At 58.2% G+C, this 22,024-nt stretch carries 21 protein-coding genes; 12 read left to right on the top strand and 9 right to left on the bottom strand.

What is annotated here, in order from left to right; all coding sequences use genetic code 11:
- Positions 1-6 precede the first annotated feature (6 nt).
- The 6 genes from Q7L55_07605 (at position 7) to Q7L55_07630 (ending at position 7,597) form a co-directional block, all read left to right on the top strand.
- Positions 7-3,183, top strand: coding sequence for a multicopper oxidase domain-containing protein (locus Q7L55_07605; GenBank protein MDO8732419.1), 3,177 nt, complete (start codon positions 7-9; stop codon positions 3,181-3,183).
- 79 nt (positions 3,184-3,262) lie between these two features.
- Positions 3,263-3,562 carry a DUF3263 domain-containing protein gene (locus Q7L55_07610; protein ID MDO8732420.1) on the top strand — a complete coding sequence of 100 codons (300 nt, stop codon included), beginning with the start codon at positions 3,263-3,265 and terminating at the stop codon, positions 3,560-3,562.
- Between the two features lie 14 nt (positions 3,563-3,576).
- Positions 3,577-4,812 (top strand): extracellular solute-binding protein, encoded by a 1,236-nt coding sequence (locus Q7L55_07615; GenBank protein ID MDO8732421.1) that lies wholly within the window; start codon positions 3,577-3,579, stop codon positions 4,810-4,812.
- A 145-nt stretch (positions 4,813-4,957) separates the two neighbouring features.
- On the top strand, positions 4,958-6,595 hold the full coding sequence (gene groL / locus Q7L55_07620; protein ID MDO8732422.1) for a chaperonin GroEL: 1,638 nt from the start codon (positions 4,958-4,960) through the stop codon (positions 6,593-6,595).
- Positions 6,596-6,680: 85 nt separating this feature from the next.
- Positions 6,681-7,166, top strand: coding sequence for a hypothetical protein (locus Q7L55_07625; GenBank protein MDO8732423.1), 486 nt, complete (start codon positions 6,681-6,683; stop codon positions 7,164-7,166).
- Positions 7,167-7,213: 47 nt separating this feature from the next.
- A complete protein-coding gene (locus Q7L55_07630; GenBank protein MDO8732424.1) occupies positions 7,214-7,597 on the top strand; it encodes a cold-shock protein in 384 nt (127 codons plus the stop codon).
- Here Q7L55_07630 and Q7L55_07635 read toward each other — a convergent pair.
- Positions 7,594-8,298: a TMEM165/GDT1 family protein gene (locus tag Q7L55_07635; protein MDO8732425.1), complete on the bottom strand. Its 705-nt coding sequence runs from the start codon at positions 8,296-8,298 to the stop codon at positions 7,594-7,596. The genes Q7L55_07630 and Q7L55_07635 overlap by 4 nt on opposite strands.
- A gap of 3 nt (positions 8,299-8,301) precedes the next feature.
- Between Q7L55_07635 and Q7L55_07640 the strand changes: the two genes are divergently transcribed.
- Entirely contained in the window at positions 8,302-9,075 is a 774-nt protein-coding gene (locus tag Q7L55_07640; GenBank protein MDO8732426.1) for a DUF3027 domain-containing protein, read from the top strand.
- A gap of 6 nt (positions 9,076-9,081) precedes the next feature.
- Here the strand turns inward: Q7L55_07640 and Q7L55_07645 are convergent, their stop codons facing one another.
- The gene (locus Q7L55_07645) at positions 9,082-9,303 is read right to left on the bottom strand and encodes a hypothetical protein (GenBank protein ID MDO8732427.1); all 222 of its coding nucleotides are present in this window, start codon (positions 9,301-9,303) and stop codon (positions 9,082-9,084) included.
- Between the two features lie 163 nt (positions 9,304-9,466).
- Between Q7L55_07645 and Q7L55_07650 the strand changes: the two genes are divergently transcribed.
- A complete protein-coding gene (locus Q7L55_07650; protein ID MDO8732428.1) occupies positions 9,467-10,294 on the top strand; it encodes a hypothetical protein in 828 nt (275 codons plus the stop codon).
- On the opposite strand, the gene Q7L55_07655 is transcribed toward Q7L55_07650, so the two are convergent.
- The 4 genes from Q7L55_07655 to Q7L55_07670 all read right to left on the bottom strand — a co-directional run bounded on the left by Q7L55_07655 (position 10,282) and on the right by Q7L55_07670 (position 13,792).
- The gene (locus tag Q7L55_07655) at positions 10,282-11,469 is read right to left on the bottom strand and encodes an MFS transporter (GenBank protein ID MDO8732429.1); all 1,188 of its coding nucleotides are present in this window, start codon (positions 11,467-11,469) and stop codon (positions 10,282-10,284) included. The genes Q7L55_07650 and Q7L55_07655 overlap by 13 nt on opposite strands.
- The gene (gene serC, locus Q7L55_07660; GenBank protein ID MDO8732430.1) at positions 11,466-12,602 is read right to left on the bottom strand and encodes a phosphoserine transaminase; all 1,137 of its coding nucleotides are present in this window, start codon (positions 12,600-12,602) and stop codon (positions 11,466-11,468) included. The genes Q7L55_07655 and serC overlap by 4 nt, the downstream gene beginning before the upstream one ends.
- Before the next feature lie 123 nt (positions 12,603-12,725).
- Positions 12,726-13,013: a hypothetical protein gene (locus tag Q7L55_07665; protein MDO8732431.1), complete on the bottom strand. Its 288-nt coding sequence runs from the start codon at positions 13,011-13,013 to the stop codon at positions 12,726-12,728.
- Positions 13,010-13,792, bottom strand: coding sequence for a ParA family protein (locus Q7L55_07670; protein MDO8732432.1), 783 nt, complete (start codon positions 13,790-13,792; stop codon positions 13,010-13,012). The genes Q7L55_07665 and Q7L55_07670 overlap by 4 nt, the downstream gene beginning before the upstream one ends.
- A 136-nt stretch (positions 13,793-13,928) precedes the next feature.
- Here Q7L55_07670 and Q7L55_07675 point away from each other — a divergent pair, with 136 nt between their 5' ends.
- The gene (locus Q7L55_07675; GenBank protein MDO8732433.1) at positions 13,929-14,621 is read left to right on the top strand and encodes a metal-dependent transcriptional regulator; all 693 of its coding nucleotides are present in this window, start codon (positions 13,929-13,931) and stop codon (positions 14,619-14,621) included.
- Here the strand turns inward: Q7L55_07675 and Q7L55_07680 are convergent, their stop codons facing one another.
- A complete protein-coding gene (locus Q7L55_07680) occupies positions 14,622-15,863 on the bottom strand; it encodes a class I SAM-dependent methyltransferase (protein MDO8732434.1) in 1,242 nt (413 codons plus the stop codon).
- The gene (locus Q7L55_07685; protein MDO8732435.1) at positions 15,860-17,257 is read right to left on the bottom strand and encodes an FAD-binding oxidoreductase; all 1,398 of its coding nucleotides are present in this window, start codon (positions 17,255-17,257) and stop codon (positions 15,860-15,862) included. Before Q7L55_07685 ends, Q7L55_07680 begins: the two co-directional genes overlap by 4 nt.
- 64 nt (positions 17,258-17,321) lie before the next feature.
- On the opposite strand from Q7L55_07685, the gene Q7L55_07690 reads away from it, so the two are divergent.
- A complete protein-coding gene (locus Q7L55_07690) occupies positions 17,322-17,933 on the top strand; it encodes a hypothetical protein (GenBank protein ID MDO8732436.1) in 612 nt (203 codons plus the stop codon).
- A 31-nt stretch (positions 17,934-17,964) separates the two neighbouring features.
- Positions 17,965-19,542 (top strand): cation:proton antiporter, encoded by a 1,578-nt coding sequence (locus Q7L55_07695; GenBank protein ID MDO8732437.1) that lies wholly within the window; start codon positions 17,965-17,967, stop codon positions 19,540-19,542.
- A gap of 3 nt (positions 19,543-19,545) precedes the next feature.
- Here Q7L55_07695 and Q7L55_07700 read toward each other — a convergent pair whose 3' ends face one another.
- Positions 19,546-20,865: a trypsin-like serine protease gene (locus Q7L55_07700; GenBank protein MDO8732438.1), complete on the bottom strand. Its 1,320-nt coding sequence runs from the start codon at positions 20,863-20,865 to the stop codon at positions 19,546-19,548.
- Between the two features lie 159 nt (positions 20,866-21,024).
- Between Q7L55_07700 and Q7L55_07705 the strand changes: the two genes are divergently transcribed.
- Positions 21,025-22,023 (top strand): GGDEF domain-containing protein, encoded by a 999-nt coding sequence (locus Q7L55_07705; GenBank protein MDO8732439.1) that lies wholly within the window; start codon positions 21,025-21,027, stop codon positions 22,021-22,023.
- Position 22,024: the final 1 nt, after the last annotated feature.

Below are 22,024 nucleotides of genomic sequence, written 5' to 3' on the forward strand. Positions count from 1 at the left end.
TCGCATATGCGAGGCAAACACTGGGGAATTCGAGTTGGCTCTGTTGTAACAGCGTGGCTGCTGATCGTTGGCGTCACCATCGGGGTTGCCGCTACAGCTTCCTCCCGTGTCGCTGCGACCGCGTTCACGGCATCTTCAGCCTCGGCGCGCCCTTATGCCGAGCCGGTCGTGCTCTCACCAAGCAACGGTGTTCTCGAAGTCACGCTCACCGCGCGTCAGGGCCGTGCGACTATCGACACGGCAGCAGGTCCGGTGCGCAACGCACTGCTGTTCGGCTATTCGGTGCAGCAGGGAAATGCATCGAACGGCGCAATGAATGCAGTCGATCTCTACCCAGGTCCAACCTTGCAGGTCAATCCAGGTCAGAAGCTGATCGTCCATCTGGAGAATGAACTCGAGGGATTGACGATCAAAGACTTCAGCGATCCGGCATTCACGCCGGCCGGCAAAGCGGTGTCCTTGTATCCCGCGCAATTGACCGAAGCTCCGATGAACAACCACACGCATGGCTTGCATGTCAGTCCTGCGGGCAACTCCGACAACGTGCTGCTGAACATTCCGGCTGGGATGGCAAATACCTATACCTATGCGATTCCTGCGGATCATCCGCAGGGTTTGTATTGGTACCACTCGCATCGGCACATGCTGACCACAGCGCAGACCTACCGAGGCCTTATCGGCATGCTGGAGATCGGTCGCGCAGATGGGGGTATTCCTGCAGTGACGCAGAACTCGCTGCCGGTGCGAACAATGGCTTTGCAGTACAACTACGTCTTTGATCGTGCCAACGGTCAGACCACCTTGAATAATGCCTTCTGGCCAGCTGATCTGAGCACTTTGAAGCCAGCCACGAAACAGTCGCTGGCCGACGGCACCTACGAGCCCAAGCTCACGCCAGTCAATTTCACGGACACCAAGCCCGGCACGCAGTACTTCACCGCTTGGTGGACGGGTCCACTGAGTGTCGATAACAACCGTGGGGTCTTCCAATACGTGCCTAGCAATCTGCAGTCCTTTGTCGGGGACGACGGCAAGACGCTCGTGCCAGCCAATCCCAATCTGCCTGATGCCCAGCGCGATGTTCAATACACAGTCAACGGAGCGTTCCAGCCTGTCGTCAGTTCAGCGCCTGGGCAGACCGAGATCTGGGTGCTCGGCAATTTCAGTGAGGCGGCATACATGCGCGTTGCCATCACTGAGACGGCTACCGGGCAGCGGACCAAACTCGCCGTTGTCGCGCAGGATGGCAACCCCTACGAGACAGTTCAGACCCCACCGACCGAGAACGGCACCACCTTGTTGATCCCGCCGGGTTCGCGGTACGCACTTGCCGTGACGATGCCCAAGACTGGCGGACTGTCCCTTGAGATGCCGTCATACGAAGGTCAAGGAGACATCACCACCAAGAACATGGGGATTCTGTATACCAATAATGGAACCCCCAAGTCTCCTGCAGTGACTGGCACCGTCCACCTGAATCCGCTATCGGTGAGTTACATGGATGGCTTCTTCGCCTACCCAACACAGACCTTGCTGACCACACAGCCAACAACGGGCAGCGGAACGACCGTTGCCTTTGCGCAGGGTCAGGCACTTAATGCCTACACCTCTTTCGACGACCTCTCGAATGTGAAGCCCGCAGTGCAACGCACGCTGGTGATCAGTGGTGGCTTCGCGAACACCCTCAGCAATCCGCAGGATCCAAATACCTTCACCTACCAGTTCGATGGCAATCAATTCCCGAACATCCCGCTGCTGCAGCCTCGTTTGAACACATCGGAGCAGTGGAATTTCGTCAATCAGAACAACGACCAGCATCCGATCCACATTCACGTCAATGACTTTCAGGTTGTCGACTACTTCGACCCGGTGGCCAAGCTTCATCTGACCAACCAGCCCTTTGGGCAGGACAATCAGAACACTCCGGCACCGCTCTACAACAAGAGTGGGTCCACGGTCGTGACTCCCGGGCGGATGTCGCTGCGCACTGAATTCAAGCAATTCATTGGCGCGTACGTGGTGCACTGTCATCGTCTGAACCATGAGGACAACGGATTGATGGCACTGATCAATGTCATTCCGAATATCACGGCGTATACAGTGGCCGTGCCGGGGGATGCCAAGCGTCCAACGCGCGTGACGATCATCAACGAGGACACCCACAAGACCATTGCTGCCCTTGCGCCCTTTGGCGCTTCGAGTGCGCCGGTTGATGTGGCAATGGGCGATGTGAACGGCGACGCAATTCTTGACTTGATCGTTGGAGCCGGCAAAGGCGCGCAGCCTCGAGTCAAGGTGTACTCCGGTGCGGCCGATACAAGCGGCGCGAGCTTCCACGCTGTGCTGCTCGACACTCTGGTTTTCGATCCCGGATTCCGCGGCGGTGTCTCAGTTGCTTCAGCCAACATCGATGGAACCCAAAATGGCGACAATGTGATTGTGGGCTCGGGTTCGGGCATGCCTGCAACGGTGAAGGTATTGAAATCTGGCACTGACGTCACCACTCGCAGTTTGTTCGCAACCTGGCAGCCGTACGGCGGATTCACCGGCGGGATTGATGTCGCTGCCGGATTGGTGGATGCCAGCGGAAGATCAAGTGTCATCACGGCTCCGGGTGCGGGCATGGAAGCACGCATTCGCACCTACATGTTCGACCTCTACACGCCGACCGCACAGCATCGAGCCATGGCCACACAAATGGGGCAGCCGGTGAATTCGACGAACAAGCCGGCACTGACCAGCGATTTCCTTGCTTTTGATTCGGGATTTCGAGGCGGAGTCAATCTGGCCACCGGCTGGGTCGCCGGGCAGGAGGGCGGCTTCTCGCGCATCGTCGCCGGGCAGCAGTCAGGTGGCAGTTCTGTCGCGGTGTTCAGCAGCGGATCAGCATTGGAAGGACACCCAGGGATGTATCTGGTGCCAGCCGATGACTACTCGATGGCCACCACCTTCATCAAGTCCGCTGCATTCCAGGCCTTCCCAGGCTCCAGCAAGGGGGTGCAGGTAGCGACGAGTGCCAACCCCAGCTCAGCGGATCTACTGGTTGGCGGTTTCGTCGGCGGCACGGCCAAGGTCAAGGCCTTGAATCTGCAACGTACCAGCAAGCAGGCCAAGCAGTGGTCGGCCACCACCCTCTACGCTCGCGATTTCGGGAGCTCCATCGGGGCATTAGGCGGCCGATGAGCCCAATCAGCAGCCAAATGACACGGTTGTGATTTACCATCTACGATGGTGTCACCGTTCACAATCGAAAGGACCCGGCATGGATTCAGCCCGTCAGGCTTATGGTCAGCCTGTGGTCGCCGAACTGTCCGATCGTGACCGTGCAATCTTGGAATTCGAGCGCCAATGGTGGAAATTCGCCGGTGCCAAAGAGCAGGCGATCCGTGAACTGTTCGACATGAGTGCAACGAGGTACTACCAGATTCTCAATGGCCTCATTGATCTCCCCGCCGCGCTGGAACTTGATCCCATGCTCGTCAAGCGGCTGCGTCGTATGCGCTCCTCTCGCCAGAAGGCTCGCTCAGCGCGTCGACTGGGCGCGGAGCTTGAATCTCGCTGATCGCGAGTACAGCCATGCGCCGTCTGACCACTTCAGTGTTGGCAGGCAGTCTCATATTCGGACTGCTCGCCGTCCTGCCCATCTCGCCTTCAATCGCCGCAGGAGATCACCTGGTGATCTGGGCCGATCAAATTCGGGCTGATGTCATCAAGCAAGAGTTCCCCGATGGCTTCAAAGGAACCAAGCTGACGGTCGTCGTCAAAGAGAGCCTTGCAGCAATCGAAGAGCAGCTGAAGAGCGTGAAGCCAGAAGATGGCCCGGACGTCATCGCAGCTGAGAACACTTCGACTGGCGCACTCGTCCAGGCAAAGTTGATCCGCCGCCTGACGCCAGGCAAGACTGTCGCCAGTCTGTTTCCGACCAATGTCCTCAATGGTTTCCGCTACAACTCCCGTACCTACGGCATCCCGATTCAATATGAGAATCTCGCGATGGTGACTAACACCGCGCTGGTTCCAAAGCAGCCTAAGACCTTTGCCAAAGTGGTTGCGGTCGCCAAGAAGTTGCTCGCCAACGGCAGGGCAACGGCGGGTGTGGCCGTTGGCCAAGGTGACGCGGGCAACGCCTACAACATGTACCCCTTCTTCAGTGGGCTGGGCGGCTATGCACTTGGTGTTGATGCCAAGGGCAATATCAATCCGAGCGATGTCGGCGTCGCAAACCCGACTTTCCTTGCCAATGCCGGGCAGATCAAGCAGTGGAATGCGGATCGTGTGATTGCCTCCTCGATGACGACCGCGGCAGCCAAAGACACGTTCGCGGCCGGCAAGGCTCCGTTCTGGATCACTGGCCCGTGGGATCTCAATTCGATCGTCGCCCTGCCTTTTGGCTACCGCATCACCTCCATTCCGAGCATGGTTCAGACCAAGGCAACTTCGCCGCTATTGGGCATGAAGGGCTTCATGGTCACCGTTTTTGCTCAGGCTCATCAGATGCGCAAGGTGGCGAACAGTTTCCTGACCGAAGGCATTGCCCGAGCCGGAATTCAAGCCGCCTTCGCGACGGCTGCACGTCGGATGCCCGCAAATCGCAAAGCTGCCTCGGGCGTCACTGATCTGCGGCTGCGGGCTTTTGGCACCGCAGGTGCCTCTGGAGTGGCTATTCCGAATGTTCCACAGATGCAAGATGTCTGGGGTCCGCTGGGCACGGCTTGGCTCGTGACGACCAAGGGATCGGGCGCCTCAGCTCCCGCTTCGGCCTTCACTGAGGCTCAGGCAAAGGTGGTTTCAGCCATCTCCGCACGCTCCTAGAGACCCCTGCGTCCGTGGCGTGAGCCACAATTTCCATTTGCACTCTCCTAGGCAGAGTGCTAAAAATGACTTAGCACTCGACACCTGTGAGTGACAATCTACGGAGTGACAACTCCCGCTCGGACGTTCCTGGAGGAACAGGTCAATGGCAAAGATCATCGCATTTGATGAAGAGGCGCGTCGCTCGCTTGAGCGCGGCATGAACGTGCTCGCAGACGCAGTCAAGGTCACCCTTGGCCCTAAGGGTCGCAACGTTGTCTTGGAGAAGAAGTGGGGCGCACCCACGATCACCAACGACGGTGTATCTATCGCCAAGGAAATCGATCTCGAGGATCCCTACGAGAAGATCGGCGCTGAGCTCGTCAAGGAGGTCGCCAAGAAGACCGATGACGTCGCAGGCGATGGCACCACTACGGCAACTGTTCTTGCTCAGGCGCTCGTGCGTGAGGGTCTACGCAACGTTGCTGCCGGCTCCAACCCCATGGGCCTCAAGCGCGGCATCGACAAGACCGTCACAGTGATCTGCGATGAGTTGCTGTTGATGGCCAAGGACGTCGAGACCAAGGAGCAGATCGCTTCCACCGCTGCGATCTCTGCTGGTGGCGATGCTGAGGTCGGCAATCTCATTGCTGAGGCAATGGACAAGGTTGGCAAAGAAGGCGTCATCACCGTTGAAGAGAGCAACACCTTCGGACTTGAGCTTGAACTCACCGAGGGCATGCGCTTCGACAAGGGTTACGTCTCCGCGTACTTCATGACCGATCCCGAGCGTATGGAAGCCGAACTCGAAGATCCTTACATTCTGATCATGAACTCGAAGATCTCTTCAGTGAAGGATCTCCTGCCACTGCTTGAGAAGGTCATGCAGTCAGGCAAGGCCCTGGTCATCATCGCTGAAGATGTTGATGGCGAAGCGCTTTCCACCTTGGTGGTCAACAAGATCCGTGGCACCTTCCGATCAGTTGCAATCAAGGCGCCGGGCTTTGGCGATCGACGCAAGGCAATGCTGCAGGACATCGCGATTCTCACCGGTGGACAGGTCATCTCTGAAGAGGTCGGCCTCAAGCTCGAGAACGCAACACTCGATCTGCTTGGCCGCGCCCGCAAGGTGCAGGTCAGCAAGGACGAGACCACCATTGTTGAAGGCGCGGGTGACGTTGACCAGATCAACGGTCGCGTGAATCAGATTCGCACTGAGATCGAAGGCTCGGATTCGGACTATGACCGCGAGAAGCTGCAGGAGCGCCTGGCCAAGCTGGCCGGTGGCGTTGCAGTGATCAAGGTTGGCGCAGCAACTGAGGTTGAGCTCAAGGAGCGCAAGCACCGCATTGAAGATGCCGTCCGCAACGCGAAGGCTGCAGTTGAGGAAGGCATCGTCCCTGGAGGTGGCGTTGCGCTGATCCAGGCTCTTGCCTCGGCATCTGCAAAGATCGAAGCACTCGGCCTCACAGGTGAGCAGTTGGTTGGTTCGAACATCGTTCGGGTCGCCATCAGCGCACCGCTGAAGCAGATTGCCGAGAACGCCGGTCTCGAAGGTGGAGTCGTGGCCGAGAAGGTTCGCGAACTCACCCCGGGCCATGGTCTGGATGCCTCAACTGGCGAGTACGTCGACATGATTGCCATGGGCATCATCGACCCAGCCAAGGTGACTCGTTCGGCTCTGCAGAACGCAGCCTCAATCGCTGGCCTGTTCCTGACGACTGAGGTCGTTGTGGCTGACAAGCCTGAGAAGTCGGCACCGGCAATGCAAGGTGGCGGCGACATGGGCGGTATGGACTTCTAGTCCGCCGCACACACTCATACAAAGGACGGCATCCCTTTTGGGATGCCGTCCTTTGTATGAGTGCCGGACTACATAGGGTCACTCCATGCCACTCCCCGCTGGCTCTTGGAGCCTTCAGCAGACTCATCCGGTCCTGACGTTGCAGTCGGAGGTCAAAGGCCGCCCATTTACGTTGAAAGCCCCGATTGACTCCGCTGACGTCACCGTTGCCGAAGAGGTGACGGTGTCGCTGGGCGTTGGAATCGATCAGGTCACCGCGGGCAACTTTCTTCTCGATGCGGCCCTGCGCGGCTTTCTCGTGAACTACGGAGCACATGAGCTCTTCTTCACGGGCACTGGTGATGCAAAGGCTGATCCGGTGACTTTAGGTGGCCTGGCCAAGGCTGGCAGAGTCGCTGTTGATCTCACCTTGGAGTTGGGCGAAATTTCTAGCACGGCACAAGCCTTGGTTATCGACGTGACAGGCACCGCCATATTCAAGGACGTTGATGTCCCGATCCCTGGCATCGGAAGCTTGGATCAGCTCGCCCTGGCAGTGCATGCGCAACTAGAACTCGTCCTCACTCAGTAATTCACCCATAAGTTCTCCCCCATCGGTCTGCTGAGTACTCTTGCGGGATGCCTACGGGAACTGTGAAGTGGTACGACACTGAGAAGGGCTTCGGCTTCATCGCATCTGATGACGGCGAGGATGTATTCGTGCATGTGTCGACCCTGCCCGACGGCGTTACTGCGCTGAAGCAGGGAACCAAAGTTGAGTTCGGAATCGTCGACGGTCGCCGAGGCAAGCAGGCGCTTTCCGTCTCGATCATCGGACCGGTTCCGTCAGTGGTCAAAGGCAGCCGCAAGCCTGCCGGCGATCTCGCGGGAATCGTTGAAGACGTCATCAAGATGCTGGATAGCGTGGCAACTCAACTTCAGCGAGGTAAGTATCCTGCCGACGCTGTTGCCCAGAAGACCGCCGCAGTGCTTCGTGCTGTCGCAAATGATCTGGACATCTAACTCGGTCTGAGTGCCTGCACGAGTTCATAGGCAGTCCAGAGCGCTAGGCCCAGCAGCACAACGCCAGATGCGATTCGCACCTTCGAAAGTGGCACCCGCTGCTGCAGCCATCTTCCGAGAACGACCGCGAGTCCGCCAACAGTGATCAGCGCTAGCCAGGAGCCGATGAAGACCGCGATGGGTTGTCCGGTCTTGGCTGCCTGCGCTGCTGTGAAGATTTGAGTCAGATCGCCCCACTCTGCTGCGAACAGCACAAGGAAGCTCGTGATGAATGCACGTCGGGCCGAGTCGCTAGGTGCATTCGCTACCTTCGCAAGCACCTGCAATTCTTCATCAGACTCAGCAGCGATTTCCTCGGATCGAGATTTCAAGCCACCGCGGATCAGAATGACCGCACCAACCGCGAAGAGCACGGAAGTCACGGCTAGCACTGGTTCTACTGGCAACAAGGCGATGAAACCCCCGGCTACCACTGCGATGAGGCATTGCATGAAAAAGGCTGCGCTCACACCGAGCCAGACCCACAAGTGTCGGAAGCGGGTTGCGAGAACCAAAGCAGCAATGAAGGTCTTGTCGGGAAGTTCAGCCAGGAAGATCACTGGAAAAGTCGTAAGAATGACCGCGAAGTCGACATTCCACATAAGTCGCGAGCCTAAGTGCCCCCGGCCCTGCACTGTTGGGCGGGAGTGCGCGAGAATCACGGTGTGACCCCTTCGAACACTGCAACTGCGATCAAGTCTGATCCAGTGCTCATCGGCGCGAGCGAACTTGCCCGTGCGGCCGTGGTGGATGAGGTTGGCACTGAGTTCGTTGGCGAGCATTTGGGTTCGCACATGGACGCTGAGCGCATCGTCACGCATTTGTTCGTCTGCACGAACCCGGCTTATTTGGGTTGGAACTGGGCGGTCGTGCTTGTCCGCGCAGCCCGCGCTAAATCGGCAACCGTCAATGACGTCGTGCTCATGCCTGGTGACCACGCGCTCACCGCCCCGGCGTGGGTGCCTTGGAGCGAGCGCGTACAGGCAGGTGATCTCGGTGTTGGTGACATTCTCCCAACTCCAGCCGATGATGCTCGCCTCGTTGCGGGTCTCACTGGCGAAGACGAGCTTGAGGGCGTTGCTTCGCTCGCCCCGCTCAGCCCAGGGCAGTGGGAGATTGGCCTGGGTCGGGTGCGCGTGCTGTCATCCATTGGCCGCGAAGAAGCTGCTCAGCGTTGGTACGACGGTGAGACCGGACCACAAGCAGCAATGGCGCGCAATGCGGCGCTTGAGTGCGGCACCTGCGGATTCCTTCTGACGATGGGAGGCATTGTCGGACAGGCCTTTGGCATTTGCGCGAACGAGCTTGGGGCAGCAGACGGCAAGGTTGTCAGTCACAACTTCGGATGTGGCGCGCATTCAGAGGTTCTTGTCGAGTCACCTGTCGAGCATGCCGAACTCGCGCTACCAGATGAGATGGGCGACCTCGGTCACTCTTAGGCCCTGCTAGGCCCGAAGCTTGCCTCGCAGGTAGAACAATCCACCAAGGCCGCTGACCATGCCGATGGCGCAAGTCAGCATCCACCATCCGGCCCCGGCATCCCTGGCGAGCAGGATTGGCAGCCCAATTGCCGCAGCGAGCACCCAGGCCACGGTGCCCAGGCGGATAGCAGTCGAAGCCGAAATCACTGCCTCGTGCTCTGGGCGATACGCACTCGAGCGACTCATGAATGCTCTCCGATTTCGATGGATGCTGTGACGGACACGGTACTGGCTGCCTTGGAGCAGGGACGTAAGGTCGGGCTATGAGTCCTCGCGCACGGCGCATCATCACGCTCGTCGTGCTTGTATCGCTAATCGGCACCGTTGTCCTGGCCGCACTGCTCAGTACATGAGGCGGCTGAGCACCAGAGTTCTTGCGGTGTCGCTCGGCTTGATCATGCTGGCGGTTGTTCCAGCGCAGGCTGTGCCTTCGTGGAAAATCCAATGCAATTTCCAAGACAAGAGATTCACCGAGATCAGTGGGCTGACTCGCTCATTGAATTTTCCCGGTGTGCTGTATCTCAACAACGACTCTTCTGATGGTCCATACATCTATGCCGTCGATGAGCGGACATGCAAGACGCTGGCGACGCTGAAGATTCAAGGCAGCCGCGCGCGAGATTACGAAGCGATTGCGTCAGGGCGTGATGCCCGAGGACGAGCAGTTATTTGGCTGGCAGACATTGGTGACAATTTGGATTCTTGGCCCTACGTCGAGATCTTGCGCATTCGCGAACCCGGAGTTCTCAAGTCGCAGACGGTCCATTCCCGAACCGTGCGAGTGAGCTACCCCGATCGCCCACATAATGCCGAGACAGTGCTTGCCAACCCTACGGACTCGCAATTGTGGATTGTCACCAAGCAACTTGCGCACGGAAGTTTGTACAAGCTGCCGAAGCCCTTGCGAAAAGCGAATACGGCCGTACTTATGCAGGCCGAGGACGGATTCATCACTGATGGCGCGGTCTCACCCCAAGGCGATCGTTATGTCTTGCGCACCTACTTTGATGCGACTGTGTACGCTGGGCTGCCGCCAGGTCGTGAGCAGGTGACCTTTGACCTGCCCGGGCAGTTTCAGGGCGAGGCGATCACCTGGACTGCTGATGGTAAAGCCCTGCTCATCGCGGGTGAGCGCGACGATCGATTACTGAGAGTTGAAATACCTCAGGCGGGTTGATGAACGATTGCTTCGGGTGCACTCACTGGACGCACCAGCAAGATCGTCAGTGCGATGCCGAGAAACACCGGCACCATCAAGAAGGCCAAATGGAAGCCGATGTGGTCGGCGAGCACACCGAGCGCGATTGGGGCGGTAGCAACGGCGATGCTCGCGAAGACCAGTGCGAGGGCGGACGCTCGGTCGGTCAGACCGTCAGAGACCTGGATTGCCCTTGCAATGCCAAGCGGAGTTTGCACACTGATGCCAATGCCACCCACGGCTAGACCAAGAAGCACGGCTGGCCACCAGGTGAAGCTCCAAGCCACGACGAAGGCCAGCAGCGAGAGTACGACCGAACCTCTAAGCAGGAAGTCGGCAGCATGCCGCTCGGCGAGCCGAGCGCCGATCAAACGTCCAAGCAGCATGCCTCCGGTGATTGCTCCGATTGAAGCAGCCGCCGCGCCGGCTTGGAATCCGCAACGTTCGCGCAAGAGATCTGCACTCCAGAAGGTCATTGAGAATTCGGTGGCTACGAAGCTCATGAACAGTGCCAAACTCCAGTAGATCTCGCGCGGCATCTTGTCTCGCCGTTCGTGCACGAGTTCGCTGGCCGCAGTTCGATACGCATCGAGATTGCGCCCTCGGGCAAACTCCACGATGACCAGAGCAATTACGGCGACCCAGATGCCGGCACGCCAGCCAAGAACCGTCGCCGTGGCAAGGCCAATCGCCAATGGTGCAAGCAAGCCGAGAAAGGCAGCGACTGCATTGGTTTCGAGCAGTGCGCTTGCCCCAGCTTCCCCCTGATGGTCCATCACGAAGGCGTTCAGAGCAGAGACAAAGAAGGAGCCGCACATTGCCGCGATGAATGCACCAGCCAAGGTGACCGGAAAGCTCCCATTGGGTGACGTGTAGATCACGATGCCCGCGATGGCTCCAATTCCACCAACGCGCATAACGACGCCGCGGCCCCAATACATGAGCGCCTTGCCCGCGAGCAGCGAGCCGATGAGGCTGCCTGTTGCCAGGAAGGTGCCGTGCAAGGCCGCGATCGAGCGAGTGGTGCCCTGCTCATCGCGAAGTAACGCCTGGGTGGAGCCGAAGGCATAGATGAACCAAGCGAAGAAGCCGTTCTGCAGGTAGCAGATCCAAGTTGGCTTATCGCGACGAGGCCGTGCCGTGGCAGTGGTCATGAAAGTTCAGAGATCACAAAATCGATACAGGTAATGAGCGCGCGTACATCGTCTGGCTCAACAGATGGGAAGACGCCAATCCGAAGCTGATTGCGGCCAAGTTTGCGGTAGGGCTCGGTGTCGACAATCCCATTGCTGCGCAGGGCTTTTGTGATCAGCGTTGCATCGATCGAGTCGTCGATGTCGAGAGTCGCGACAACCCCAGAGCGTTTTGCTGGATCAATGACGAAGGGGCTGGCAAGCGGATTTGCCTCTGCCCAGTCGTACAACAAGCCCGATGACTCTGCAGTACGAGCTGCGCACCAGCTCAAGCCACCATTGCCGTTGAACCAGTCAACCTGCTCGGCCATCATCAAGATGGTGGCGAGTGCGGGGGTGTTGTAGGTCTGGTCTTGAACTGAATTGTCGATCGCGGTCTGCAGATCAAGGAATGGCGCGATCCAGCGCTCAGTGGCCTTGATTTCGGCAACGCGCGCCAAGGCGGCTGGTGACATGAGTGCGAACCACAGGCCCCCGTCTGAGCCGAAGCTCTTTTGCGGTGCGAAGTAGTACGTATCGAACTGCAGAGGGTCAACCATGAGGCCGCCAGCAGCAGACGTGGCATCGATGATGACGAGTGAATCAGCATCGGCACCAGCCACCCGAAGAGGCGTGACCGCTACACCAGTTGAAGTCTCGTTGTGCGGTGAGCAGTAGGCATCGACACCGGCTTCAGCAAGGAAACTGGGGGCATCGCCGGGCTCTGCAGTGCGAATCGTTGGTTCGCCGAGGAACGGCGCTTCCTTCACGCCGCTGGCAAATTTTGCGCCGAACTCGCCGAAGGACAAGAACTGTGCGCGATCGCGAATGAGTCCGAATGCTGCGGCATCCCAGAATGCAGTGGAACCGCCATTGCCCAGAACCACTTCGTAGCCATCAGGCAGGCTGAACAGATCAGCAAGACCAGCGCGCAGTCGCCCCACCTGTGACTTGACTGTCTTCTGTCGGTGGCTAGTGCCCAGGTAGGTCCTCCAGACGTCAGTGAGCGCATCGACCTGCTCCTGACGCACCTTCGAAGGTCCAGCACCAAAGCGGCCATCGACGGGAAGGAGTTCAGCAGGAATCTGGATGTTGTCGGGCACAGAACGCTCCATTGACTTGGGTAACCGGGGACTCACGCTCATCGACCTCAGTGCTGCAGTCGCGGATGAGGCGCCCGTGCTGGGCGCGGGGCTAAGTCTATGGACTCTGCCAGGCATCCCAAATTGGCGCTTGGTTCAGCGCTGGAGGTAGGTCCGAGCCAGCATCGCCACGAGGGCATCCACGCTCATCCCGCGTTTCGCGGCATCTGCGCGCAGAGCCTTGCGGATGGATTTTGGGATCTCGATAGTCAGTTCCACGAGCTTGTCCTCCTTGGGGCCAAGGAGGGCGTCAGAGGTATTTCCGGAGTTCAGCGGGGCGCGTTCTCCGAGTTCGCGCGGCAGAGTCGGATGCCACACGGCATCGTTGGCCCGTGACAGTGCCGCCCGTGGGGTGGGATCGAACTCTGGTTTGGCATCGCTCATCTTGGCTTCTCCGTTGTGCGAATGGCGGGCATGAGTTCGTCATAGAGGGCATCAAATACCCGGGCGAGTTCGACGCCCGCAGGCGAGTCCCAGGCATGAATGGGCATCCCTGCGGCTTCTGCCTGTTGAATGGCGTTGCGCTCCGGGATGATCTGGTCGCTCACCAGCGTTCCGTATGAGTTGCGTAGTTCTTCGATGCGCTGCCGCTGCTCAGCCACAGACGGCCTGGCCTTATTAACCACAATCGCGGCGGGACGCATGAGCGGGTTGGTCGAACTGCGGATGACCTCAGCAGCCTCCATCGCCTGCTCAGCTCCGCGCAGCGCAAAGAATCCAGGTTCGGTGACGATCAAGGCGCAATCGCTGGCGCTGAGCGCATTGCGCGTCAGCTCGCCAAGTGATGGCGGGCAGTCGATCAGCACGATGTCGTATGACCTGGGCAGGCTGGCCAGGCTGGCTCGCAAGCGAAGTGAGGAGTGCCGGCCTTCAACCGTGTTGCGATGTTCGAGGGCTCGCTCGGCGGCAAGCACATGCACCTTCTTTCCCCAAGGGGAATGCTCGACTGCATGGATGGCAATGCCGGGACGGGCGTCGGCCATGACGTCGTTGATGGTGAACAGTGGATTCTCAATCTTCAAGCCCATCGTTGCGTTGGCTTGTGGATCAAGATCGACCACGAGTACTCGGTGCCCGCGAGCCCAAGCCGCACTTGCCAGACCAAGAGTCACCGATGTTTTGCCCACTCCACCCTTCATCGAGACGATGGAAAAGGTGGGCATGGGGCCACATCGTACGTGTCAATGGCCAGCCGTCTGGCGAATCGTTGCGTAGTCCTCCGGCGGCACGGCTTTCGCCATCTGACATAGGCTTAGGGCTGCCTCAGCACACATGCCATGCGAGCAAGGAAGGGGCAACATGACTGCATTGATCGATACAACTGAGATGTATCTGCGAACCATCTTTGAACTCGAAGAAGAAGGCATTGCACCCATGCGCGCCCGAATCACGGAGCGTTTGCATCAAAGCGGCCCCACGGTTTCACAGACAGTTGCGCGAATGGAACGCGACGGACTCGTCGTGGTCGCACCGGATCGGCAGTTGCAGTTCACCGATGAAGGTCGAGACGCAGCAATACGCGTGATGCGCAAGCATCGGCTTGCTGAGTGCCTGCTCGTCACTGTTCTTGGCTTGCCTTGGGAAGACGTGCATATCGAAGCCTGCCGATGGGAGCACGTCATGAGCGAGACAGTCGAACTTCGACTGCTCGAGATCCTCGGGCACCCGACCGAGTCGCCATATGGGAATCCGATCCCAGGGCTCGACATTCTGATGCCCAATTCTGCAAGCGCGGTTCAGGACACTGTTGGCCTGCTTCCACTGACCGAGGTGGTGACCATCGAGGTTCAGCGCGTGAAGATCCGCCGCTTGGCCGAGCCTGTTCAAGAGGACGCGGTCGCGATGGCGCAGCTTCGCCGAGTCGGCGCGACTCCTGGCTCAACTGTGGTCGTCAATCGCACTATCGGCGGCATTCATATTGGCATCAGTGGCGAGTACGCCGAATTAGGCGACGAGGTCGCGCAGCATGTACTGGTTCAGCCGCAAGCCTGATCAAGCAACGTCAAGCTGCATGCGCAGCGCAACTCCTGATCGGTAGCCGTTGACCAATTTCACGCCAAGGGTTTGGTGCAACTGAATCGTGTTGAGATCGAAACCCAGTCTCGAAGCAGCCATGTATAGGCGCCAAACCCGAGCGGTTCCCAGTCCGGCCTCACTTACAGCCTCATCCCAATGTCCTTCGAGATTTTCGCACCAATGCTTGAGCGTCAGCGCGTAGTGCTCACGCAGATTCTCATCATGTCGAATCTCAAAGCCAGCAGCATTCATCGTGCTGATGAGATGCCCTGGTCCGGAGAGTTCTCCGTCGGGAAATACATAGCGATTGATGAATGAAGTGCGGTAGTGCGAAGGCTCACTGTCATTGGGACGGGTGATCGTGTGGTTCAGCATCCGACCACCCTGGCGCAGCTTGCCGAACATGAAATTGAAGTATGAGAGGTAGTTGGCTCTACCGATGTGCTCCGTTAGCCCAATGGATGAAATTGCGTCGAATTCCGTTTCAGGAACATCGCGGTAGTCGCTGAAGCGAATCTCGGCAGAACTGCCTAGCCCAGCATCGTCAATGGCTTGTTGACCCCAAAGTGCCTGCTGCTGCGACAGAGTCACCCCGATTGCCTTGACTCCGTAGTGCTTGACGGCGTGGAGGATCATCCCGCCCCAGCCACAGCCGACATCGAGCACGCGCATACCAGCTTGTAAGCCGAGTTTGCGACAGACCAGATCGAATTTGGTTGCTTGAGCTTGCTCCAGGGTGGCACTCTCAGTTGGAAATACTGCGCAGGTGTAGGCCATCGAGGGCCCCAGCACCCAGTTGTAGAACTGATTCGAAACGTCATAGTGGTGATGGATCGCATCGGCATCGCGGCTCTTGGAATGGCGACGTCCGGAAAGCTTGTGCTCCTGTGGTGGTGGCGCTGGGCGTGACATCACGTAGGGCAGCAGTTCCTTGGCCAGGCGCGCCTTCTCCTTTACCCCAAGGTGGGATGTGTCCAGCGGCCACAGTTTGGCAAGGGCCTGGTATGTGTCTCCGATGATCTCGAGGTCGCCACTCACATAGGCGCGAGCCAATCCGAGTTGTGAGCGCTCAGTCGCGATGTATTGCGCTCCACGTGGGTTGCGCAGTTCAAGTGCAACCTCAGCATCGGGCGGGCCAGCTGTTGAGCCATCGAAAGCACGAAAGCCAACTCCGCGCTCTTCTGGGACAATCCTTGCAAAGACTTCAGAAAGCGTCATCGCTGTTCCACCACCTTTTCGTACAGTCCCAGCAGTCGCCCTGCAGGGTCGTAGCGTGTTTTAAGTGCTGGGTACTGCGTCCCTCCGTAGATAGACCAAAATGTGGTCTGATCGTAGAACGAAGTTGAGTAGAGAGATTTACGGCCATCCAATTCGGTCACCTTGGCTTCGATCCGGCGATTGACCAGGCCCGCCTTTGGGTCGACGTCATCAGCCACCGGCACGCTCGACCAAAAGCCGACATTCACATACGTGGTGTCCGGGTCGAACTCGTACAGTGGCCAACTGGCCTGCGGATCGCGTTGCTTGAGTGGACAGATCCAGATCGGACTAATGCCTACTTCCTGATGGAAGAACTCAAGAAATTCTGGGAGCCGATTAATTGGCACTTCGATGTCTTGCACCACTGCCTCTCGTTGAGGCTTGCGCTGAAGGCGGTTGAGTTTCCCCGAGATGTCATAACGGTGATCAAGTGCAATGAATTTCCAGTAGACGTCGCTACGCAACTTTGACTTGGGCCAAAACTTGCGCACCAAGGGCTGCTGGGCTCCGAATGCGCGGGAGCACCAAAACCAATCGGTGTCCCACCTCCACAGATAGTCGTGAACGGTCAGGTAGTCATCTGATCGCGACTGGATCGACCGGTAGTACGGCTGCTCGCCTGTGTAGTCGCTCGTGCGGATACCGGGAGGCAGCTCGCGGTGCATCGTCCCTAGGGACAGATAGTGCTCACGATCAGAAAAGATGGAGCCATCAATGAAGTCGACCGGCTCGTCTTCGTATAAGCGTGTACTCGTGATCTGCGCAATGGCTTCTGTCAGTTGTGTCGACGAGGCAAAGTGGATATGTCGCAGATGCACGTACGGCAGTGCAGGTTCGAGTTCGATTGTGATGCGCAGCGCGTACCCGAGAGAGCCATAGGAGTTGGGAAATCCGTAGAAGAGATCACGATGTGGATCATCGTGCGCCCCAGTGACAGTGACGACTTCGCCGGCGCCGGTGAGAATGTCCATCTCGATTACAGATTCATGCGGGCTGCCTTGGCGGAAGCTGGCTGCCTCAATACCCAGCCCGGTGACAGCTCCGCCCAGAGTGATGGTCCGAAGTTGTGGAATGCACAGTGGCATCAGGCCTAAGGGGAGGGTGGCCGCGACGAGGTGCTCGTAGGTGGTCATCCCCAAGACTTCAGCCGTGCGGGCTTGCTGATCGATCTTGAGGACGCCATCAAATGAGGCGACATCCAGACCCGGAACTGTGACTGCTGCTCGTGGTCGAAAGAGATTAGAGGTCTGCTTGGCCAATCGGATGGTGCTTCCCTCAGGGATTCGCGAGTACTGGTCGGCAATCCGGGCAACCAAAAGTTCGTATCGTTGATCAGCTGCGGATGTCAGCATGAAAAGCCACGGTAGTCGGTACGTGCGTACTCGTCCAAGGAAAGCAGTAGGAGATGATGAGGCGGTGAAGCTTTCCCGGTGGTTACCCCCCGTGCTCGGATTCGCCGTGTTCCTGACCACCCTGTTCGGACTCGGCTTGATCGTGGGCGATTGGACCTCGCGCAATCTTGAGATGAGAGCGCTTGTGAGTGCAGTTGAAGATTCTGAATCGGCTATGCAGTGGACCGATGATCAGATTCAAAGCATCATCAAGCAGTACGGCGCGAATGGCACCCTTAAGCCGGCTCAGCAGAAGAAGGCCTTCGACGCGCTATCCGAAGCGGCGTATGAGGGAAACTTCGCTATTGGAGCCGCAGGGGAACAGGTCGCAAAGGTCAGCGTTCTTCCGTGGCACGGCGATATCAAGAGCGCGCAGACTGCCTACCTTGCGCACAACAATGCATGGCAGGACTACATGCAGACCGCGACGGATGATCCGACTGTCTTATTCAAGACTCAGGCACTCATCAATAGCACTTTTGAAAAGACCGAGCCGCTGATGAAGGCGGCAGTGCCGATTCCTGCATTGTTTGACTTGAAGAAGCGGGTTTTGACAATCTTTGCCCCTCAACCCACGACTGGGCCTACCCAAGAGGTGGCTCTAAACGCCGCCATCTCGCCTGTACTGATCGGCTAGATGGTTCGCTCGCCGATCTTTAGGGGGCAGGGTGCCAAGTGAACTGACCTGGTTCGCCAGTTCTGCCGTTGTCGCACTCATCGTTGCAGCGCTTGTTCGTCAGCGTGGCTACAGCATGGCCTTGCCTGTCATGGGCGTCGGAGTGGTCATCAGCATCCTTCCCATCGGTCCTGACGCGCCGCCGGATCCGGGCCTGGTTCTTATCGTGATCTTGGCGCCATTGGTGTTCGGCGAGGCCCTTGGCTCCTCGTATCTTGATATTCGTCGCGTTCGCAAACAGGTGATGTACCTGGCCATTGGGCTCGTTGTCATCACGACTTTTGTCGTTGCATTCATTGCACATGCCATGGTTGGGATGCCCATTGCACTCGCCTGTGCTCTTGGCGCGGTCCTTGCGCCGACTGATGCGGTGGCTGTGAGTGCGATTGCGCGCAAGGTCCGACTCCCGCGTTGGGCCATATCCATTCTTGAAGGAGAAAGCCTCGTCAATGACGGCACGGGTTTGACAGCGCTGCGCGTCGCTGTCGTCGCAGCCACCGCCGGAACGATCACGATCGCTGAAGTCGGCTGGGTCTTCTTCTTTGCCGTCACAGTCGGTGTCGGCATCGGTCTTGTGGGCGGCTGGGTGCTGTCGTGGGTCATTGCGCACAGCACTGATGCGATTGCTGCAAACAGCCTGACCTTGATCGCCCCATTCTTTCTCTACTACGGAGCAGAGCACTTCGAGGGCTCAGGCATCCTCGCGGTAGTCGTCGCCGCGTTGTTCATCGCACACAGCCAGACCTCGGATCCTCGTCAAGAGAGTCGGCTCGACGGCGCTGCACTGTGGCGGCATGTCACCTTCATCCTCAAGGCACTTGCCTTCTTCCTGGTCGGCATCGAAGTGCCCGACACCTTCCAACGGCTCGCTGTCCATGAGAGAGAACAAGTCGGCCTTCTGGTGATCGTGATCGTCCTTGCGCTGATTCTCAGTCGGGTGATCTTTGTGATGACGATGCTCGGCGTGAGCAAGGATCGACAGGCTGAAGATTGGCGAGTAGTGCTGGTAGCTGCATGGTCTGGTGCGCGTGGCCCGGTGTCAGGTATGGCGGCATTTTCGATTCCGCTCACTCTCGATTCTGGTGCCCCTCTGCCTTTTCGAAATCTGATCTTGGCCACCACCTTCGGCGTGATCGTGATCACGCTTCTGCTTTCGTCAACGATGGGCCCCTTGGCACGAGTCTTGAAAGTCCCACCAGCCGACGACTCTGTGCTTATTCGTCGCGTTGACATTGCACTTGCGCATGCCGCTGCTGCGCAACTGGATGAGGCCGTCGAGCAATCAGCGCTGCAAGGCGCGCCTCTTCCACGAAACGTGGTTGATCCGCTCAAGCGAGGAGTCAACCTGCGTCTGGAATCACTTGAGGAATCCGCTGCCGACGAAGCAGAAGGTCGGACGCATCAGGGGCTGGATCTTGCGCGGCTGATGCTGCGAGCTGAGCAAGAAGAACTCTTGCGCATTCGTACTGAACAAGGTCTTCCTGACGGCATTGTTCGACCGATGCTGGAGCAGTTGGAGATTCGTCGATTGGCTTTGGACACCCACAATGACGGATCAGGGCACTCCTAAGTCCTAGCTCACTCGAATGACTCGAGTCGGCGCTGACTCTGGCGTGCGACCTTGTGGAGTGGTCGCACTCACCGTGAATTGATACTTGCCGCTCGGGCCACTTGCAGAGCACGACAGTGAGACAACTGGATCAACAATGCGGCAGGCAACCTTGCCTCGCTGATCGATGATGCGGTAACCCGTCACCACCGGATAGCTCAATGGCTGCACGGTGAATCTGATCCGTGAACTTGTTCTCACCATGCTCGGAGTTGCTGGGCGGATGTCAGCAGCGGCTGGCACAACTACTGCATCGCCTTCGCCTTGGGCATTGATGCTGCGCAGAGTGGTGTTCTCAGTGTGCGGAAAGCTGCAATAGGGCTGAGTTGAGTTACACAGAATCGCGCCCGCAGGGTCGCGTACTTCGTATCCGGTCACGGCCTCGGGAGCTGTTGCCGGGGCAGACCACCAGATGGTGTCCCTGCCGTTCATCGTTGTTGCGAGTACTGAGGTTGGTGCGCTCGGAATCGCTGGATATCCGGCCGCAGCCAAGGCCGGATTGAGGAGCCCGAGATAAGTAATGGCTGCAAAGCCCTGAGCCGTGCGGGCTTGACCCGAGCAATTTCCGCCGGCGACCTCACCGAGCAGGAGAACGCGATCGCTGGCAGTGAAGAATTGCGGCGCTCCGCTGTCCCCTGGGCAGGTGTCGGAGGAATCTACGGGAAGAGACCAGATCACGAGTCCGTCAGTTGCCCGACGACCCGCTTCTGTCTCGCTGAGTGTGAACGCGCCACTGCGTGGGAGCGGTCGTGCTTGGTCAGTCGAGCTTGTTCTGCCGTATCCGACGATCGTCGTTTGGGTTTTTGCGTCCGCGAGCTTCTGAATCTCAGTGCGATCAGCAAGCCGTGTGAATGCAGATGGCGCGAGGTCACTGTCGAGAACAAGGACGGCAATGTCATTTCCGACAACAAAGGACGATGTATGTGCAAATGCCTGACCGATGGCGATGCTTGTCACGTGTATGCGGGATCCACCCTCAGGTCCATTTGTCGAAACCAAAGGGCCAGGAGATCCGGGCGGCAAAGCAAAGACTCGATTGAGCGCAACGGTCTGGCTTGACCCAGAGTCAGTTACGCAATGGGCCGCCGTGATCAGCACCCGAGGTTTCCAGACTGCGGCGCTGCAGGAGTCGTATGAACGCGAGTCCGTACCCATGATGATCAATTGCGCCGTGTGACCATCGCCTACCACCGTCGTGCCCTGCATGATCGTCGGCAGAGCTTGAGCCGAACTCGAAATAAGCGCCAATCCAAGGGTGAGCGCTAGCACTCTTCGGATATGCACCATATGAGGATATGTCGGCGGTAAATGCTTGCCACTGCACTGGCTCGCAGGCCGGCAGTTCAAGCCCTTTCCCTCTGGAAGGCTGTTGCCACGGAATTGCGAGCATTTCGCTATACGTGCATGCGAAGAGATAACTTTTTTCAGAAGTACTCTGCTCGCATGGCCAAGGGCGGATCCTTCCTCGCCGACTTTGACGACCGCGGAAACGTGCGCAGCAGTCTGCCCATCGGTAGATTTCCTGGCCGCGTGTGGATGATCATGCTGTGGCTGGCGTTCAGTTCGATCAAGGTCCTTTCTCCTCTTGCGACGGGGATTGTGGAGCCCGATGGGGGGTACGCGCGGTGGGGAGTCGTGATCTTCAGTGTCGCCTCATTCATCGCCTTGTGGATCATGGCTGCCCGCACGCCGCAGTGGTTCCTCAAGATTCAGGTCGCCGTTGGAATCTTGGGCTTGTGCGTCATGTCGTATAACGCGCCTTCGATCCTGGTGACTGCAACGCTCGCATGGGGCTTCATGGCGCTGGCGTGCTATACCGCCTGCTGGTTTTCCTGGCGCATCACGGTGGCCGAAGTCTTGTTCACTTCACTGGCCTACCTGGTGACCCTGATCTTGATGGACCAACTTGGCGAACTACTTCCGCTTTGGATCATCGTGACTCTTTCGACCATGGCCTTCGGCTTGGTCCTGAGTCTGATCATGCGGAGGATGCAGATGCTGATCATGGTCGACCCACTTACCGGATTGATCAACCGCAAAGGCCTTGAAGTTGTGCTGGAAGCGCAGGCTTCGGCAGGTCAAGTGTCTACGCCGCGCAGCCTCGTCGTAATTGACCTCGATGCGTTCAAGTCGATCAACGATCAGCGCGGGCATCAAGCGGGCGATGCCATACTGCGCGACTTCAGTGATGGCTTGCGCAACATGATGCGGCCAGATGACATCGCAGTACGCAGTGGCGGCGATGAGTTTCTGCTGATCCTTGCTCGAACGGACGTCCCAGGCGCGGAAGGGTTGATGCGGCGGCTGAAATCCAGTATTCCCATAGCGCACTCCTTTGGAGTCGCCGAGTGGAATATTGGTTCCGCTTTTGATACGGCTATGGCTGAAGCCGATCGATTGATGTACTCGCAGAAATCGCGGCGGCGCGAACAATTCATGTAGT

This window comes from Actinomycetota bacterium (assembly GCA_030650795.1).
Lineage (GTDB): Bacteria > Actinomycetota > Actinomycetes > S36-B12 > S36-B12 > UBA11398.